Here is a 14652-nt window from a genome sequence, read left to right on the forward strand (position 1 = left end):
GGCAGCACAGACCGACCCTGCTCGGGGTCCGGGCCCACCGGCCAGGACCCGAACACGTCGGCCGCCGCGAGGCGGCTGACCGGACACAAGGAGAGACGGCAGTCATGCCGAAGAACAAGACGCACTCGGGTGCCAAGAAGCGCTTCCGCATCACGGGTACCGGCAAGGTCATGCGCGAGCAGGCCAACGCTCGACACCTGCTCGAGCACAAGGCCACCAAGCGCAAGCGCCGCCTCGCCCAGGACCAGGTGGTCTCGCCCGCCGACGTCAAGACCATCAAGAAGCTGCTCGGCAAGTGACCCGGCAGGTGGCGGTTCCCGCCACCGACCGGCTCACCCCTGAGCCCCGAACTGCAAGGAGCATCACGTGGCACGCGTGAAGCGGGCGGTCAACGCCCAGAAGAAGCGCCGTACGACCCTCGAGCGCGCCAGCGGCTACCGCGGCCAGCGCTCGCGCCTCTACCGCAAGGCGAAGGAGCAGGTCACCCACTCCCTCGTCTACTCGTACCGCGACCGCAAGGCGCGCAAGGGCGACTTCCGCAAGCTGTGGATCCAGCGCATCAACGCGGCGTCCCGCGCGCAGGGCCTGACGTACAACCGCCTCATCCAGGGCCTCAAGGCCGCGGGTGTCGAGGTCGACCGTCGCCTGCTCGCCGAGCTCGCGGTCAACGACGTGGCCGCGTTCAACGCGCTGGTCCAGGTCGCCAAGGACGCGCTCCCCGAGGACGTCAACGCGCCGAAGGCCGCAGCCTGACCAGCGCCTCTCGCGCCACGGACGCCCGGACGGCGCACGGCCCGCTCGACCCCACGCTGACGAACCCTCGCAGCGACCGGGTCAAGGCGGTCCGTGCGCTGGCCGGGCGTCCGGCGCGTTCCCGGCACGGACAGCTCCTCGTCGAAGGGCCGCAGGGCGTGCGCGAGGCCGTGCGGCTCGCGCCCGACCGGGTCCGCGACGTCTACGTGACGCCGGCGGCGGGCCAGCGCCACTCCGAGATCGTCGACGACGCCCGGGCTGCCGGGCTGCACGTCCACGTCGTGACGGCCGAGGTGCTGACCGCGATGAGCGCCGACGCGCAGGGCGTCCTCGCCGTCGTCCGCACGCACGAGCCGACGCTCGGGGACGTCGTGGCCACGCTCGCCGGCCCCGACCGCGAGCGGCCCGCCCTCGTCGCGGTGCTGGCGACGGTGCGCGACCCGGGGAACGCCGGGACCGTGATCCGGGCCGCCGACGCGGCCGGCGCGGACGCCGTCGTGCTCGCGGGCGAGAGCGTGGACGTGCACAACCCCAAGGTCGTCCGCTCCACCGCGGGCTCGTTGTTCCACCTTCCCGTCGTCACGGGCGTGAGCCTCGGGGACGCGGTGGCCGCGCTGCGCGACGCCGGGCTCACCGTGCTCGCCGCCGACGGTGCGGGCGACCTGGACCTGGACGACCTGCTCGACGTGGCTGGTCCCGCGGGCGCGGGGAGCACCGCGGACGGGCGGCGCGCGGTCGACCTCGCGGCCCCCACCGCGTGGGTCTTCGGGAACGAGGCCTGGGGCCTGCCCGAGCAGGACCGGGCGCTCGCCGACGCGGTCGTGCGCGTCCCGATCCGCGGGCTCGCCGAGTCGCTCAACCTCGCGACCGCCGCGACGGTGTGCCTCTACGCCTCCAGCCGGGCGCACCGGCCCGTCCGGCGTCCGGCTGCGGGCGGAGGGGCCGGCGCGTGAGCCTGTTCGCCGCGCTCCGACCGAGCGCAGCCGCGCTCGACCACCTCGCGCTCGCGCTCTCGGGTGCGCAGGCCCAGGAGGCGCGTCGGCCCGACGGCGCCCCGCTGGTGCGCTGGACCCCGCCCGAGCTCTGGCACGTGACCGTCTCGTTCTTCGGGTCGGTCCCGGACGGGTCGGTGCCCGACCTCGCTGCTGCGCTCGCCCCGGTCGCGCGCGAGACCCCGTCGCTGTCGTTGCGCCTGCGGGGCGCGGGCGTCTTCGACCGGCGCGTGCTGTGGGTCGGCGTCGGGGGCCCGGACGCCGACGCGCTCCCCGGTCTCAGCGTGGCCGTGGCCGAGGCCGCCGGCGAGGTCGGCGTGCGCGTCGACCGACGACCGCGGCAGCGCGCCCACCTGACCGTGGCGCGCGCCGCCGCCGGGGCACGGCAGGCTCGACGTCGTGCGCACGCGCGACGCTCCGGGGGAGGCGGCGCGGACGACCTCACCACCGGCGACCCGCTCGCCCGTCCGGCCGCGGCGCTGTCCGTCTACGCGGGCCCCGACTGGACCGCGCACGAGCTCCTGCTGCTCGAGTCGACGTCCGGCGACACGTCCGGCCGGCGCGTGTACCGCACGGTCGAGACCTTCCCGTTGGCGGGGTGACCGCGCGCGGCTGACGACCGCGTCGTGGGGAGCACGGCGAGAGCCCCCGTGCGAGCCGACCACCGCACGGGCAGCGCCCGGCACCCGCGCGACGGCTGTGCGAGGATGGCGGTCATGAGCATGCACGGTGGTCGTCGATTTCCCGGGCCCGTCACGGGCCCGCGCGACTGACGCGTGCACACCTCCCGCCCGAGGCGGGACGGACCGGGCCGGGACGGGCGCCCTAGAATGACCGCGACGCGCGCACGAGCGCGCGCCCGCGCGCGCCCCGTGCGTCGCGCCCCGCGAGGCGGCAGCCGTCCAGGCCACCCTTGAGGTTCCTGCCCTGGTCGTCGCCCGCTCCCGCAGTCCCGCCCTCGCCAGGAAGGCACGCATGTCCAGCCCTGACGCCGACGTCGTCACCCCCGTCACGGGGGACGGCGGCCCGGAGACCCCGACCGCTCCCTCCCCGCTCGACGCCGACGCGCTCCAGCGCGCGCTCGACGCCGCCCTCGCCGCGATCGCCGGGGCCGGCGACCTCGACGCGCTCAAGCTCGTGCGTACCGAGCACACGGGGGACCGCAGCGCCCTCGCGCTCGCGAACCGCCAGATCGGCTCGCTCGCGCCCGCCGACAAGAAGACCGCCGGCCAGCTCCTCGGTCCGCTCCGCGGTCGTGTGAACCAGGCGCTCGCGGCGCGGCAGGCCGAGCTCGAGGCCGAGCGCGACGAGCGCGTGCTCGTCGAGGAGGCGGTGGACGTCACGCTCCCGATCGACCGCGTGCCGTCGGGTGCGCGGCACCCGTTGGAGACGCTCCAGGAGCGCGTGGCCGACTTCTTCGTCGGCCTCGGCTGGGAGATCGCGGAGGGTCCCGAGGTCGAGGCGGAGTGGTTCAACTTCGACGCGCTGAACTTCGGCGTCGACCACCCGGCGCGGCAGATGCAGGACACGTTCTACGTGGCCGGTGCGGGCGGCTCCGAGGGTGCCGCGGCGCCGTCGAACCTCGTGCTGCGCACCCACACGTCGCCCGTCCAGGCGCGCTCGCTCCTCGAGCGTGGTGTGCCGCTGTACGTCGCGTGCCCGGGCAAGACGTTCCGCACCGACGCGCTCGACGCGACCCACACGCCCGTCTTCCACCAGGTCGAGGGCCTGGCGATCGACGAGGGCCTCACCATGGCGAACCTGTTGGGGACGCTCGACGCGTTCGCGCGCGCCATGTTCGGCCCCGAGGCGCGCACGCGCCTGCGCCCGAGCTACTTCCCGTTCACCGAGCCGAGCGCCGAGATGGACCTGTGGTTCCCGCAGAAGAAGGGCGGGCCGGGCTGGATCGAGTGGGGCGGCTGCGGCATGGTCAACCCGAACGTGCTGCGGTCCGTGGGGGTCGACCCCGACGTGTACTCGGGCTTCGCGTTCGGCATGGGCATCGAGCGCACGCTCATGCTGCGTCACGGGATCGCGGACATGCACGACATGGTGGAGGGCGACGCGCGCTTCTCCGCCCAGTTCGGAACGGAGATCTGATGCCCTACGTCGCCATCGACTGGCTGGGCGACCACGTCGAGCTGCCCGCGGGGCTCACCGCCGAGCGGCTCGCCGCCGACCTCGTCCGCGTCGGCCTGGAGGAGGAGGCGATCCATGGCGCGGCCGTGACGGGTCCCCTCGTCGTCGGGCGCGTCCTGGAGATGACGCCCGAGCCACAGAAGAACGGCAAGACCATCAACTGGTGCCTGGTCGACGTCGGTCCGGAGCACAACGTCGCCGAGATCAAGGGCGTGGACGCCGCCGACATGCCGGCCGGCGGTGCGCGCGGCATCGTGTGCGGCGCGCACAACTTCGCGCCGGGCGACCTCGTGGTCGTCGCGCTGCCGGGCTCCGTCCTGCCGGGTCCGTTCGCCATCGCGAGCCGCAAGACGTACGGGCACGTGTCCGACGGCATGATCTGCTCGCAGCGCGAGCTCGGGCTCGGCGAGGACCACGACGGCATCATCGTGCTGCCGCGGCTCGGGTACGCGGCCGAGGACCTGACCCCGGGCCAGGACGCCGTCGCGCTGCTCGGGCTCGGCGACGAGGTGCTCGAGATCAACGTGACGCCCGACCGCGGGTACGCGTTCTCCTACCGCGGCGTCGCGCGCGAGTTCTCGCACTCGACCGGCGCGCGCTTCACCGACCCCGGCCTGCCCGGTTCCCTGCCCACGCCCCCGCCCGCGGCGACGCCCGACGGCTTCCCCGTCGAGGTCGACGACGCGGCGCCGGTCCACGGCGTCGTCGGGTGCGACCGGTTCGTCACGCGCGTCGTGCGGGGGATCGACCCCGCCGCGCAGACGCCCGCGTGGATGCAGCGCCGCCTCACGGCGTCGGGCATGCGGCCGATCTCGCTCGCGGTCGACGTGACGAACTACGTCATGCTCGACCTCGGGCAGCCCCTGCACGCGTACGACCTCGAGCGGGTCGCAGCGCCGATCGTCGTGCGACGCGCGGCGGCGGGGGAGCGGCTCACGACGCTCGACGACGTCGACCGGGCCCTCGACCCCGAGGACCTGCTCATCACGGACAGCCCCGACGGTGCGCGCGCCTCACGCGTGCTCGGGCTCGCCGGCGTCATGGGCGGCGCCTCCTCGGAGGTCGGCCCGACGACGACGGCCGTCCTCGTCGAGGCCGCGCACTTCGACCCGGTGACGGTCGCGCGCACGTCGCGTCGCCACAAGCTGTCGAGCGAGGCGGCGAAGCGGTTCGAGCGCGGCGTCGACCCGCTGCTGCCCGCGGTCGCGGCGCAGCGCGTCGTCGACCTGCTCGTCGAGCTCGGCGGCGGGACCGCGGACCCGGCCGTGGGCGACCTCGACCGTGTCGCGGCACCCGCTGCGATCCGCCTCCCGGTCGGCGAGGCCGCGCGCCTCGTCGGCGTGCCGTACACGCTCGAGCAGGTCGTCGGCACGCTCGGGGCGATCGGCTGCACCGTGGAGGCGGGCGACGCGGACGCCACGGGCGTGCTCGTGGTCACCCCGCCGTCCTGGCGCCCGGACCTCACGGAGCCGGCCGAGCTCGTGGAGGAGGTGGCGCGCCTCGTCGGCTACGACGAGATCCCGTCCCTCCTGCCCGCCGCTCCCGGGGGCCGGGGGCTCACGCGCGAGCAGCGCGTGCGCCGCTCGGTCGCGCGGGCGCTCGCCGAGGACGGCTTCGTCGAGACGCTGAGCTACCCGTTCGTCGGCACCGCCGAGCTCGACGCGCTGCGCCTGCCCGCGGACGACGCACGGCGTCGGGCGCTGCGTCTGCTCAACCCGCTCGCCGACGACCGCCCGCTGATGCGGACCGACCTGCTGAGCACGCTGCTGGAGACCACGCGCCGCAACGTCGGCCGAGGGCTGGGCGACGTCGCGCTGTTCGAGATCGGCCTCGTCACGCACCCGCGGCCCGACGCGCCCGCCGCGCCCGCGCTGCCGGGCGGCGCCCGGCCGAGCGACGACGAGCTCGCGGCGATCGACGCCGCGCTGCCGTCGCAGCCGCGCCACGTGGCCGGCGTCCTCGTCGGGCGCCGCGAGCGTGCCGGCTGGTGGGGCCCCGGCCGCGCGGCCGACTGGACGGACGCGCTCAGCGCGGCCCGCCTCGTCGTGGAGCGCGTCGGGCTCCGGGTCGGCACGGACGTGCGCGTCGTGGCCGACACGGCTCGCGCGCCGTTCCACCCGGGACGCTGCGCGCGCCTCGAGCTCGCGGACGGGACGGTCGTCGGGCACGCGGGCGAGCTGCACCCCAAGGTGGTCGAGAACCTGGGCCTCCCCCCGCGCGCGGTGGCGTTCGAGGTCGACCTCACCGCGCTCGTGGCGGGCTCGTCCGACGCGCCGGTGCAGGCGACGCCCGTCTCGGGCTTCCCCGCGGCCAAGGAGGACCTCGCGTTCGTGGTGGACGCCGACGTGACCGCGCAGGCCCTGCGCGACGCGATCGTCGACGGCGCGGGCGACCTGGTCGAGGACGTCGCGCTGTTCGACGTCTTCACCGGCGAGCAGGTCGGCGCCGGGCGCAAGTCGCTCGCGTTCTCGCTGCGGCTGCGCGCCGCGGACCGCACGCTCACCGCGGACGACGTGGCACGTGTTCGCGAGGGCGCCGTGACGGTGGCACGCGAGCGCGTCGGCGCGGAGCTGCGGGCGTGAGCGCGGAGTCCGGTGCGGGCGCGGTGGAGGTCGCGCCCGCCCGCACGGCGCTCGTCACCGGCGCCTCGCGCGGCATCGGCCGTGCGATCGCCGTCGGTCTCGCCGCGGCCGGTCTCGACGTCGCGCTCCTCGCGCGCGACGCCGGCCGGCTCGCGGGCGTGGCGGACGAGATCGCGGCGCTCGACGGGAGCAATTCCGGGCGTGCGGTCGTCGTGACCGCGGACGTCACCGACGCCGAGGCCGTCGCGGCCGCCGTCGCCGAGGCGGAGTCCGCGCTCGGGGGCGTCGACCTCCTCGTCAACAACGCGGGTCGGGTCGACGCCGAGGTGCCGCTCTGGGAGGCCGACCCCGACGAGTGGTGGGCGATCGTCGAGACCAACGTGCGCGGCCCGTTCCTCCTCGCACGCGCCGTGGTGCCGGGGATGCTCGCGCGCGGCGGGGGCCGCGTCGTCGACCTCAACAGCGGCGCGGGCTCGCACGACATGGACGGTGCGAGCGCGTACAACGCGAGCAAGACGGCGCTCCTGCGGCTGGGAGCGAACCTCCACCGGTCCGGCCACGCGCGCGGGCTGCGCACGTTCGAGGTGTCCCCGGGTGTGGTGCAGACCGACATGACTGCGTCGATGGCCATGCACGAGGGCCGCACCGAGTGGACCCCGGTCGAGCGCACGGTCGAGATGGTCGTCGCGATCGCCCGGGGCGAGCTCGACGCGTTCTCGGGCGCGTTCGTCCGCGTGACCCACGACACGCCGGAGTCGCTGCGTGCCGCGGCGGACGAGGCCGCGGGCCGCGGGGACTCGCTGCCAGGGCCCGACGCGCGCCGGTTGCGCGTGACGCGCTGGGGCGCGGACGACCCGATGCCGGGAGAGCTCCCGGCTCGCTGACGTCGCGGCGACCGCCCTGTCGCCACCCGCCGCGTCGCAGGACCGTAGCGCCGCCCGACCTGTCCGGTCGGGCGGCGCTCGTGCGTTCGGGGCGGTCGTCCGAGGGCCGCGGCCAGAAGAAGCGAGGGGGAGATCACCCGCTACCTAGTTGAAACTTCATCCACTCATCGGGGATGCTGTCCTGGACACCTGACCAGTACCGGGCGGACACCGACGTCGCGGCTCGACGACGCCCGGGAGCGACGTATGACGACGGCACGCCCTGTCCGGCAGTGGAACGGCCTCACCGTTCCCGAGGCCGGCACCTACGCCCTCGACGAGGCGCACAAGCGCATCGGGTTCACCGGGATGCACATGATGGTGTCGCCCGTCCGGGGAGAGTTCACCCGGGCGAGCGCGACGATCCTGGTGGGCGAGGACCCGATCGCGTCGGCCGTGTCGGCGAGCATCGAGACGGCGAGCCTCACGACCCACCACGAGGAGCGCGACGCGCACCTGCGCAGCCCCGACTTCCTCGACGTCGACGCCTACCCGACGATCGAGTTCCGCAGCACCTCGATCGACTGGCAGGGTGAGCAGCAGGACCAGATCCTCGCGTGGGCGCGGCTGCGGAACCGCTCGCCCGAGCGCGCCGAGCTCGCGCAGGAGCGCGTCCAGCCCCGGGCCGCACAGGCGGGGCGGTTCCTCGTCAACGGGCTGCTCACCGTCCGCGGCGTCACCCACCGGACCGTGCTGTCGATGCAGTACGGGGGAGCGCGACGCGACCCGTACGGCCGGGACATCTTCGGCTTCCACGCCGCGGGCGAGATCGACCGCGAGAGCTTCGGCCTCGTCTGGAACGTGCTCCTCGAGACCGGCGGGTTCCTCGTGGGCAAGAAGATCGGCCTCGAGATCGCGGGCGAGGCGATCCACCAGGCCTGAGGCGTCCTCCGGGAGGGGTCGCGCACGCAGCCCGGTGCGGCGCGAGACCGAGCGCGGGTGTCCGGCACGCAGGACGTAGCATGGCGAGCGACACGGGGTGCCCCGACGAGGGCTGAGATGAGACCCGTCGAACCTGCTCTGGCTCGTACCAGCGAAGGGATGTCCGGCGATGACGCTCGCCCTGCCCCAGCACGACCCCGCACCCCGGCGCGACAGTGCCCCTCCGCCCGCGGCCGGCCGCACCCCCGGTCCCGACGTCGACCCCGACGTCCGGCCCTCGCGGCCGCGCGTGCTGTCGATCGCCGGGACCGACCCGACCGGGGGCGCGGGCATCCAGGCGGACCTCAAGTCCTTCGCCGCGCACGGCGCCTACGGCATGGCCGTCACGACGGCGCTCGTCGCGCAGAACACGCACGGCGTGCGGTCCGTGCACGTCCCGGGCCCCGCGTTCCTGCGTGAGCAGCTCGACGCGGTGTCCGACGACGTCGAGATCGACGCCGTGAAGATCGGCATGGTCGCCGACGAGGCGAACGCGCGCGAGATCGGGGCGTGGCTCGACGCGCTCGCCGCGGCCCGGTCCGACGGCGGGCTCCCGCGGCCCTGGGTCGTGCTCGACCCCGTCATGGTCGCCACGTCGGGGCACCGCCTGCTCGACCCGGGCGCGGAGCAGGCCGTGCGCGACCTCGCGGCACGGGCCGACGTCGTGACCCCCAACCTCCCCGAGCTCGCCGTCCTCGCGGGACGCGACGTCGCGACGACGTGGGACGACGCGCTGGCCCAGGCCGCTTCCTACGCGGCGGCGAGCGGCGCCGTCGTGCTGCTCAAGGGCGGCCACCTCACCGGTGCGACGTCACCGGACGCCCTCGTCGTGCCGGCCGGTCCGTCCCCGGACGACGCGCCGACCGTCACGACGTTCGACGCGGAGCGCGTGGACACGCCCCACACGCACGGCACCGGGTGCTCGCTCTCCGCCGCGCTCGCGGCCCTGCGCCCCCAGCGCCAGAGCTGGGAGGACGCGGCGCGCGAGGCCAAGGAGTGGCTCACCGGCGCGCTGCGCGGCGGGGCGGCGCTGCGCGTCGGGACGGGCCGGGGGCCGGTCGACCACCTGCACGCCTCGTCGCCGGTCGTGCCGCGCTGACCCACGGACCGGGCGCGAGCTGCGGTCACGTCGGTCAGGCGCGGGCCACGTCCTCCTCGGCCGTCGCGTAGACGCACTCGTAGCCCGGCGGGACCCAGCGCCACCGCGCGTCGACGTCACGGATCGCGACGCCGTCGGGGCGGTCGACCACGCACGCGTCCGCCTGCTGGCGCAGCCCGACCGTCACCCAGTACACGGCGAGCGCCGCGGCGAGCAGGACGGCGAGGACGGTCACGGCGCGGCGCAGGGCGGGGGACGGCCCGCCGTCGGACCCGTCCTCCTCGCCCGGCCGCGCGGGAACCCAGTCCCAGCTCACGCCGCGCCCGCGACCGTGCCGGGCGGGGTGCCCGCCGCGTCGCCGGGGACGAGGAGGACCTTGCCCGTGGTCGCGCGGCCCTCCAGCGCCCGGTGCGCGTCGGCGGCGCCGGCGAGCGGGAACGTGGCGCCCACGCGCACGTGCAGCGTGCCGCCCGCGACCGCGCCGAGCACCTCGGTCGCCCGCTCGACGAGCTCGGCGCGCGTCGCCGTGTGGTCGGCGAGCTTGGGCCGCGTGAGGAAGAGCGAACCGCCGGCGTTGAGCCGCTGCGGGTCGAACGGCGGGACCTGCCCGGACGAGCCGCCGTAGAGCACGAGCGTGCCCCGGCGGCGCAGCGCCGCGAGCGAGGCGTCGAACGTGTCCTTGCCCACCGAGTCGTACACCGCCGCGACGCCCTCGCCGCCCGTGAGCCCGCGCACGACCTCGGGCAGCTCGGCGGTGAGGTCCGCGAACGCCGTGTACTGGATCGCGTGCTCGGCGCCCGCGCCGCGGGACAGCTCCGCCTTCTCGGGGGTCGACACGGTCGAGATCACGTGCGCGCCCCGCGCCACGAGCATCTGGGTCAGGAGCAGCCCGACGCCGCCCGCGCCCGCGTGCACGAGGACGCGGTCGCCCGGCCGGACCGGGTAGGACGACGTGCACAGGTAGTGCGCGGTGAGGCCCTGGAGCGCGACGGCGGTCGCGTCCTCGAGCGAGACCGCGTCCGGCACGTGCAGCGCCTGCGCCGCATCCACGAGGACGAGGCCCGCGTACGACCCGGGCGCCTCGGTCCACACGACGCGGTCGCCAACGGCGAACCCGTCGATGCCCTCGCCCAGCTCGGCGACCACACCCGCACCCTCGCTGCCGACGACGTGCGGGTACTCCATCGCGTACACGCCGGAGCGCTTGTACGTGTCGATGAAGTTCACGCCCGCCACGGCGGACCGGACGAGGAGCTGCCCGGGACCCGGTGACGGGTCGGGGAGCTCGGTGTACTCCAGGACCTCGGGGCCGCCCGCCGCGCGGGCCACGATCGCGTGCATGGCCCCAGCCTAGGGTCGTGCGGGTGCCGGGGCCGCCGTCCGGGTGACCCCGGTGCCGGACGCCGTCCTGACGGCGACCGCGTCCTCCCCGACGAGGCGGGGCGGTCGCGCGTGCCCCGCCGTGGCATGCCAGCGCCCGAACCGACGCTCGACGTGCACCGGGTGGTCGAAGCAGCGCGTGACGTGCTCCGTGACGAGCACGTCCTCCGCGGCTCCCGCGACGACCGCGCGGCCGTGCGCGAGCAGGAGCGCGTGGCTCGTCGTGGTCGGCAGCTCCTCGAGGTGGTGCGTCACCAGCACCGAGGCGACGTGCGGCCGGGTCGCGCGCACGGCGTCGAGCGTCTCGAGGAGCTGCTCGCGCGCGGCGACGTCGAGCCCGGTGGACGGCTCGTCGAGCAGCAGGAGGGCGGGGTCGGGCAGGAGCGCGCGCGCCACGAGCGCCCGCCCCCGCTCGCCCTGGGAGAGCGTCGGCCAGGGGTCGTGCGCGCGGTGCGCGAGACCGAGGTCGGCGACCAGTCCCCGGGCGAGGGTGACCTCGTCCGGGGTCGGCTGCCAGCGCGGGCGCCAGTCGACGGTCCCCGTGAGGCCGGTCAGGGTCACCTCGAGCACGGTCAGCGGGGAGCGCAGGTCGTGACGCGGGTCGACGTGGCCGATGCGGCGGTGCAACGTCTGGATGTCCACGCGGCCGAGGCGCTCGCCGAGCACGTGGACCGTGCCCCGGGTCGGGTGACGGCGCGCCCCGCAGAGCCCGAGGATCGTGCTCTTGCCCGCGCCGTTCGGGCCGAGCAGCGCCCAGTGCTCGCCTGCCCGGACCACGAGGTCGACGCCGTCGAGGATCGCGCGGCCCTCGCGGACGAGGTCGACGCCGCGCAGGGACAGGACCTCCGTGCTCACCGGCCCTCACTCGCCGCGCCGGCGCCGCGCCCGGCGACCTTCGCGTGGACGGCCGCGAGGTGCTCGCGCGCCGCCGCGGACGCGCGCGGTACGTCGCGGTCGCGCACCGCCTCGAGGATCGCCTCGTGCGCGTCCTGGTCGTGCCGGTGCGCCTCGCCCGCGCGGTCGAGGTCGACCATCGCGACCATCGCGCGACGCAGGCGCGGGACGAAGGTCGCGAAGAGCTCGCCGAGCACGGCGTTGTGCGCGGCGTCCACGACCGCCCGGTGGAAGACCAGGTCCGCGTCCACGTACTCGGCGGCCGACGACTTCGACGGGACCTCCCCGCGACGGGAGAGCGCCGTCGTCATGGCGCGGAGGTCCGCGGGGGTGCGGCGCGCGGCGGCGAGGCCTGCGGCCTCGGCCTCGAGGGCGGCGCGGACCTCCAGCACGTCGACGATCTCCCCGCGGCGCAGCACCTCGTCCCAGTCGTCGGCGGTGTCGGTCGACACGACGTAGACGCCCGAACCCTGCCGGCTGTCGAGCACGCCCCGCCCCGCGAGCTGGCGGATCGCCTCGCGGACGGTGGAGCGCCCGACGCCGAGCTCGGTCGCGAGCGCCTGCTCGCCGGGCAGCCGGTGGTCGAGGGGCCAGACGCCGGAGCGCACGCGGTCGAGCAGGAGCTCGGCCGCCTGGTCCGCGAGGGGGCGCCGGTGCAGCGCGTTCATGGGAAACCTCTCAGGTTGTCTGAGGACTTGTTCGGCGCTAGCGTACCTGCCATGTCCTGGACGGCGCTCCTCCTTCGGCGCCACGGCGGGGTCTGACCGGACCGGCTCCCCGCCGTGGGGAACCGTCGCGCGCCGGTCGCCCACCGCCCCGTGCTCACGGGAGAGACCCGAAGGACTGACCATGACCGCTCCCACCACCGCCGCGTGCACCCCCGACGTCTCGATCGAGACCTCGACCGACGCCTCGACCGGCCTCTCGACCGACGCCTCGACCGGCCTCTCGACCGACGGGGGCGAGGCCGCGCCCTCCTGGAACCGCCAGCGCCCGTCGCGCATGCCCTCGTTCCGCTACGCCGACGTCCACGCGCGGGTCGAGGTACCCGACCTGCCCGACCGCCGGTGGCCGTCGCGTCGGCTCACCCAGGCGCCGCTGTGGGTCCCCGTCGACCTGCGCGACGGCAACCAGGCGCTCGCGGAGCCGATGGACCCCGCGCGCAAGCGCCGCTTCTTCGAGCTGCTCGTCGCCATGGGCTACACCGAGATCGAGGTGGGCTACCCGTCGGCGTCGCAGACCGACTTCGACTTCGTGCGCCTGCTCGCCGAGACCGACCTCGCGCCCGAGCACGTCACGGTCGTCGTGTTCACCGCCGCGCGCGCCGACCTCGTCGCGCGCACGTTCGAGGCCGTGCGCGGGCTGCGCAACCCGGTCGTCGTCCACGTGTACACCGCGACGGCACCCGTGTGGCGCGACGTCGTGCTCGGCCGCGACCGCGAGGACCTCGCGCGCCTCATCGCCGACGCCGGGACCGACGTGCTGCGCCACGCCGGCGACGACCCGCGCGTCCGCTTCGAGTTCTCGCCCGAGGTGTTCAACCTCACCGAGCCCGACTACGTGCTCGACGTGTGCGACCGCATGACGACGCTCTGGGACGCGACGCCCGAGCGCCCCGTGATCCTCAACCTGCCCGCGACCGTCGAGGTCGCAACGCCCAACGTCTACGCCGACCAGATCGAGTACATGGACCGCCACCTCGCGCGGCGCGACGGCGTGATCCTCTCCGTCCACCCGCACAACGACCGCGGGACCGGCGTCGCGTGCGCCGAGCTCGCCGTCCTCGCCGGGGCGCAGCGCGTCGAGGGGTGCCTCTTCGGCAACGGCGAGCGCACCGGGAACGTCGACCTCGTGACCCTGGGCCTCAACCTGCACGCCCAGGGCGTCGACCCGATGGTCGACTTCTCCGACCTCGACGGGATCCGCGACATCGTCGTCGCGTGCAACCGGATCGACGTGCACCCGCGCCACCCGTACGTGGGCGAGCTCGTCCACACCGCCTACTCCGGCACGCACCAGGACGCGATCCGCAAGGGCATGGAGCGCCACCGCGCCGACGCCGCGGCGTCGGGCCTCGACCCCGCGGTGGCGCCGTGGCGCGTGCCCTACCTGCCGGTCGACCCCGCCGACCTCGGGAGGACGTACGAGGCACTCGTCCGCGTGAACAGCCAGTCCGGCAAGGGCGGCGTCGCGTACGTGCTGCACTCCGCGCACGGCCTCGACCTGCCCCGCGGCCTCCAGGTCGACCTCGCGAGCCGCGTCCAGGAGCACGCCGACGCCACCGGCGCCGAGGTGACGCCCGACGCGCTCCTCGCACTGTTCGACGCGGCCTACGCGCGGCCCGGCGCCGTCGAGCCCGTCTCCTGGACGAGCCGACGCTCGAACGGCGGCACCGAGCGCCTCGACCTCGTGCTCGCCGTCGACGGCGCGCAGGTCACCGCGTCCGGGACCGGGGCCGGGGCGGTCGACGCCCTGGCCGACGCGCTCGCCCGCCTCGGCCGGCCCGTCGAGATCCTCGCGCTCGCCCAGCAGTCCGTCGGCACCGGCAGCGACGCGACCGCGGTCACCTACCTCGAGCACCGCGGCCCCGACGGCGCCCCGCGCTGGACCGTCGGCCGCGACGCGTCCGTCCTCGGCGCGAGCGTCCGCGCCGTCTGCGCGGCAGCGGTCTGAGACCGGCCAGACGACGTAGCACCGGGTCCGCGCGACGGCCCTGCGCCCGGACCGGGCGTGACCGCCGGACCCGGCCGCGGGTCGTGCGGTGACGGGCAGGACGAGCGGTGGGGTCGGACCGTGTGCGAAGGACGTCACAGGCGCACTCCTGGAACACCCGCCCGGAAGACCGAGGTGACGGTGCGCCAGTCCAAGCACACGGTCCGACCCCACCGCGGACCCGACCACGCGGGCAGGAGACCCGACCCGACCGCGGGCTCGACGACGCGTACCGTGGGCGGGACCTCCGACCCGAC

General features: G+C 75.6%; 14 protein-coding genes and 1 riboswitch. Of the genes, 10 read left to right on the forward strand and 4 right to left on the reverse strand.

Annotated features, from left to right (window positions below; genetic code table 11):
* Positions 1-104 precede the first annotated feature (104 nt).
* From rpmI to thiD, 9 genes are all read left to right on the forward strand, one after another.
* A complete protein-coding gene (gene rpmI, locus ACFVN3_RS09555; protein ID WP_047233980.1) occupies positions 105-299 on the forward strand; it encodes a 50S ribosomal protein L35 in 195 nt (64 codons plus the stop codon).
* A 67-nt stretch (positions 300-366) separates the two neighbouring features.
* Complete coding sequence (gene rplT, locus ACFVN3_RS09560) at positions 367-753, forward strand: 50S ribosomal protein L20 (RefSeq protein ID WP_024840664.1); 387 nt, start codon at positions 367-369, stop codon at positions 751-753.
* Between the two features lie 56 nt (positions 754-809).
* Complete coding sequence (locus tag ACFVN3_RS09565) at positions 810-1706, forward strand: TrmH family RNA methyltransferase (RefSeq protein WP_378232589.1); 897 nt, start codon at positions 810-812, stop codon at positions 1704-1706.
* Complete coding sequence (gene thpR, locus ACFVN3_RS09570) at positions 1703-2347, forward strand: RNA 2',3'-cyclic phosphodiesterase (protein ID WP_378232556.1); 645 nt, start codon at positions 1703-1705, stop codon at positions 2345-2347. Before ACFVN3_RS09565 ends, thpR begins: the two co-directional genes overlap by 4 nt.
* A 373-nt stretch (positions 2348-2720) precedes the next feature.
* The gene (gene pheS / locus ACFVN3_RS09575) at positions 2721-3845 is read left to right on the forward strand and encodes a phenylalanine--tRNA ligase subunit alpha (RefSeq protein ID WP_378232558.1); all 1125 of its coding nucleotides are present in this window, start codon (positions 2721-2723) and stop codon (positions 3843-3845) included.
* Positions 3845-6466, forward strand: coding sequence for a phenylalanine--tRNA ligase subunit beta (gene pheT, locus ACFVN3_RS09580; RefSeq protein ID WP_378232559.1), 2622 nt, complete (start codon positions 3845-3847; stop codon positions 6464-6466). Before pheS ends, pheT begins: the two co-directional genes overlap by 1 nt.
* The gene (locus tag ACFVN3_RS09585; RefSeq protein WP_378232561.1) at positions 6463-7350 is read left to right on the forward strand and encodes an SDR family oxidoreductase; all 888 of its coding nucleotides are present in this window, start codon (positions 6463-6465) and stop codon (positions 7348-7350) included. The genes pheT and ACFVN3_RS09585 overlap by 4 nt, the downstream gene beginning before the upstream one ends.
* Positions 7351-7596: 246 nt before the next feature.
* Positions 7597-8271: a YceI family protein gene (locus tag ACFVN3_RS09590; protein WP_378232562.1), complete on the forward strand. Its 675-nt coding sequence runs from the start codon at positions 7597-7599 to the stop codon at positions 8269-8271.
* A gap of 83 nt (positions 8272-8354) precedes the next feature.
* Positions 8355-8448, forward strand: a riboswitch (TPP riboswitch).
* Complete coding sequence (gene thiD / locus ACFVN3_RS09595; RefSeq protein ID WP_378232563.1) at positions 8441-9409, forward strand: bifunctional hydroxymethylpyrimidine kinase/phosphomethylpyrimidine kinase; 969 nt, start codon at positions 8441-8443, stop codon at positions 9407-9409. It overlaps the preceding riboswitch by 8 nt.
* A 34-nt stretch (positions 9410-9443) precedes the next feature.
* Here thiD and ACFVN3_RS09600 read toward each other — a convergent pair whose 3' ends face one another.
* Genes ACFVN3_RS09600 through ACFVN3_RS09615 form a run of 4 tightly spaced genes read right to left on the reverse strand, consistent with a single transcriptional unit; the run spans position 9444 to position 12351 of the window.
* Positions 9444-9725, reverse strand: coding sequence for a hypothetical protein (locus ACFVN3_RS09600; RefSeq protein ID WP_378232564.1), 282 nt, complete (start codon positions 9723-9725; stop codon positions 9444-9446).
* Positions 9722-10750: a quinone oxidoreductase family protein gene (locus tag ACFVN3_RS09605; RefSeq protein ID WP_378232565.1), complete on the reverse strand. Its 1029-nt coding sequence runs from the start codon at positions 10748-10750 to the stop codon at positions 9722-9724. The genes ACFVN3_RS09600 and ACFVN3_RS09605 overlap by 4 nt, the downstream gene beginning before the upstream one ends.
* A 9-nt stretch (positions 10751-10759) precedes the next feature.
* A complete protein-coding gene (locus ACFVN3_RS09610) occupies positions 10760-11644 on the reverse strand; it encodes an ABC transporter ATP-binding protein (protein WP_378232566.1) in 885 nt (294 codons plus the stop codon).
* Positions 11641-12351: a FadR/GntR family transcriptional regulator gene (locus tag ACFVN3_RS09615; RefSeq protein ID WP_378232567.1), complete on the reverse strand. Its 711-nt coding sequence runs from the start codon at positions 12349-12351 to the stop codon at positions 11641-11643. The genes ACFVN3_RS09610 and ACFVN3_RS09615 overlap by 4 nt, the downstream gene beginning before the upstream one ends.
* Positions 12352-12685: 334 nt before the next feature.
* On the opposite strand from ACFVN3_RS09615, the gene ACFVN3_RS09620 reads away from it, so the two are divergent.
* Complete coding sequence (locus tag ACFVN3_RS09620; RefSeq protein WP_378232590.1) at positions 12686-14356, forward strand: 2-isopropylmalate synthase; 1671 nt, start codon at positions 12686-12688, stop codon at positions 14354-14356.
* Positions 14357-14652: the final 296 nt, after the last annotated feature.

Origin of the sequence: Cellulosimicrobium sp. NPDC057862 (assembly GCF_042797035.1) — a bacterium.
Classification (GTDB): domain Bacteria; phylum Actinomycetota; class Actinomycetes; order Actinomycetales; family Cellulomonadaceae; genus Cellulosimicrobium.

Bases quoted from the DNA above. Each gene is read 5' to 3' on its own strand.
- ACFVN3_RS09605 (WP_378232565.1), bottom strand. From the start codon at position 10,750: ATGCACGCGATCGTGGCCCGCGCGGCGGGCGGCCCCGAGGTCCTGGAG.
- ACFVN3_RS09590 (WP_378232562.1), top strand. From the start codon at position 7,597: ATGACGACGGCACGCCCTGTCCGGCAGTGGAACGGCCTCACCGTTCCC.
- ACFVN3_RS09620 (WP_378232590.1), top strand. From the start codon at position 12,686: ATGCCCTCGTTCCGCTACGCCGACGTCCACGCGCGGGTCGAGGTACCC.
- ACFVN3_RS09615 (WP_378232567.1), bottom strand. From the start codon at position 12,351: ATGAACGCGCTGCACCGGCGCCCCCTCGCGGACCAGGCGGCCGAGCTC.
- pheT (WP_378232559.1), top strand. From the start codon at position 3,845: ATGCCCTACGTCGCCATCGACTGGCTGGGCGACCACGTCGAGCTGCCC.
- thiD (WP_378232563.1), top strand. From the start codon at position 8,441: ATGACGCTCGCCCTGCCCCAGCACGACCCCGCACCCCGGCGCGACAGT.
- rpmI (WP_047233980.1), top strand. From the start codon at position 105: ATGCCGAAGAACAAGACGCACTCGGGTGCCAAGAAGCGCTTCCGCATC.
- pheS (WP_378232558.1), top strand. From the start codon at position 2,721: ATGTCCAGCCCTGACGCCGACGTCGTCACCCCCGTCACGGGGGACGGC.